A 2,393-nucleotide genomic window follows, 5' to 3' on the forward strand; every position below is an offset into this window, starting at 1 on the left:
GCCCTCTCGGTTCTGGCCTATAATCTGACCCGAGCAATGAATATCCTCGGGATCAGGCCGCTGATCACCGCGATCACGGCCTGAGGCCGGCCCAGTTTGGGCTTCAAGGCTGACGGCCCCGTAAAGCCGTTTTTACACGGCCAAGACCCTTTGCAGACATAGCGGGGAGCCGCGGTCTCATTCGACCGCCCCTCGACGCGGGTGAGCGGCGATCCACAGGGGAGAGTTCTTTAGCCGTCAGCCGCCGTAATTCTTAGTCAAATAGTCCTTGATGACCTTGGCATCGGCGTCGTCGATCGGCGCACCCATCGCTTTGATCATCTTGGTCACCTCGGCGTCCCAGCTAGCCGCGTTTAGAAACGGCGAGTTCATCGGAATGTAGGCGAGTGTGTGGCAGGCTTGGCAGTTGGCTTCCACTTTATCGACGCCAGAATCCTGCTTCAGCTTAATCACCTGCTCGTCGGCGGCCATCGCCGAAGCAGCGATCTGCGCGGCGGCGAATGCAATGACGAATGTGCGCATGGTCGCCTCCCTCAACCATTCAGTGTGATGTCTTGCATCACATTGTTGTGGTAGCCGGCAGGATTGAAGATCAGCTCGGCGGTCTGGCTTTGGCCGATTCTGTTGGTCGCGTTGACCGTTACCGTGTTCTTGCCCTTCTTGGCGGTGAGCACGAAGCTCCAGGGTCGGAACGCGTAGCGGCCGCGATCCCGGCCCAAGCTCGCGGTCGTCCAGGTTTTGCCACCGTCGGTGGAGACTTCCACCGTTCGGATGCCGTAGCCCCCATCCCAGGCCATACCGTTAACCGTAACCTTGCCGGGTTTCACCTTATCGCCGTCGCGATGACTGGTAATCAGCGAATTGACAACCATCTCGGTGATCGGCGTTGAGATTGCGTTCTCCTGCGTGATGAAGCGGTCCCGTACCGGGAATCTGCCGACCGGAATACGATAGGCAGGATTCATCCAAAACCCGCCTTGAGGTTTGGTCAGCACATCGATGTTGGTGAGATGCTTCATCCAATAGGTGCCGGTCCAGCCCGGCACGATCAAGCGCGCCGGAAAGCCGTTGAGATGCGGCAACGGCTGGCCGTTCATCTCGTAGGCGACGATGGTGTTCTCATCCATTGCCTTCCAAAGTGGGATGCTCTTGATGAAGTCCGGCGTCTTGTCGACCGCCGGGCCGTCGGCGCCATTCAAGCCGACCTCGATCGCCTCCGCCTTCACGCCGACTTTGTCGAGGATGTCCTTGAGGCGTGGTCCCTTCCAGCGCGCACAGCCCATCGCGCCATAGCCCCATTGCACGCCGGCGACGTGCGGCGTGGACAAGCCGCGCCGGTTGCCTGAGCATTGATTGACCGCGACGACCTCGACCGCCGGCATTTTCTTCAAGTCATCGAAGTTGATCTCGGCTTGATGGTTGGCGCCATCGCCGCCAACCGCGATCTTGTAGGTCTTGGCGTCGATCTCAGGGATGTCAGACAGGTGATACCGGATAAAGAACTCATCGTTCGGGGTAATTGGCGTGCGCAGATATTCGAGCGGCGATTCGTAGTTCGGCGGTCGATCGGCCAGCTGTATGAGCGGCTTCTTGCCCAGTAACGTCGCCATGGTAACGTAGCTACCGAGCCCCGCGGGCAGGCCCGGGGTCAGCTCAGCCGCGGCGGAGAGCGTTTGGGCCTGGGTTAACCGCCCCAAGCCTCCAAGCAGCGCCGCGCCAGCGGCTACAGTCGAACCCAGGAAGTGACGGCGATTCAGATGAGACATGCGGTCACTCCTTCGATAGTGCTCGCGGCGGCCACTTGATTGGTGCGGTCCTCATCATCCCAGGCCAACTAACGCTAACGTCAAGACCTTTCCAGTTTTGGCGCCATCGAACCGTCGCCCCTTGGGCAGGCATTCTACACTGAACAGCAGCTGGGTGGATGCCTCCTGAGGCGATAATAGGTGCATGCGCGCCGGTCGGACCGGCAATCGCGAGTACGCATCTAGGTCAATCCACGCCGACGGTGGCCGAATGATTGCTTGCGCGGTGTCTTTGTTGCGCTGCACGAGTCCGCAACTGATGTGTGGACGGCTCCAGGAGCCGTCCACACATGGCCCATCGCGTCATTTCGCGGCGATGCGGAAGTTCGTCGCTATCCGGGCATAGCGGACTTGCCACTGGCCCAATCCGGTCGCGCATGACCCGAAGCCGACCTTGCGCCGATGCTGCCGGAGGCGCGGTGCGGGCTCGAAAATAAATTCGTAGAGCATGTCGTTTTGGCGGTCCGCCGTTCGACTGGGTGTCGGCGGAGCCACTTCGGTTGTGGCTGGAGCTCACAATGTGACTGATTAGCTATCAGATCAATGATCTTGCGGAGGTTGGCAATGACGATCTCGCATCGATTTATC

At 59.8% G+C, this 2,393-nt stretch carries 2 protein-coding genes; both read right to left on the minus strand.

From position 1 onward, the window contains the following. Positions 1-237: 237 nt before the first annotated feature. Complete coding sequence (locus AC629_RS41870) at positions 238-522, minus strand: c-type cytochrome (RefSeq protein WP_084810488.1); 285 nt, start codon at positions 520-522, stop codon at positions 238-240. Positions 523-533: 11 nt separating this feature from the next. After that, positions 534-1,766, minus strand: coding sequence for a molybdopterin-dependent oxidoreductase (locus AC629_RS41875; protein WP_084810489.1), 1,233 nt, complete (start codon positions 1,764-1,766; stop codon positions 534-536). Between the last annotated feature and the right edge of the window lie 627 nt (positions 1,767-2,393).

Source organism: Bradyrhizobium sp. NAS80.1, from assembly GCF_001908205.1.
Classification (GTDB): domain Bacteria; phylum Pseudomonadota; class Alphaproteobacteria; order Rhizobiales; family Xanthobacteraceae; genus Bradyrhizobium.

Coding starts and splice junctions, on each gene's coding strand:
- AC629_RS41870 (WP_084810488.1), bottom strand. CDS start 522: ATGCGCACATTCGTCATTGCATTCGCCGCCGCGCAGATCGCTGCTTCG.
- AC629_RS41875 (WP_084810489.1), bottom strand. CDS start 1,766: ATGTCTCATCTGAATCGCCGTCACTTCCTGGGTTCGACTGTAGCCGCT.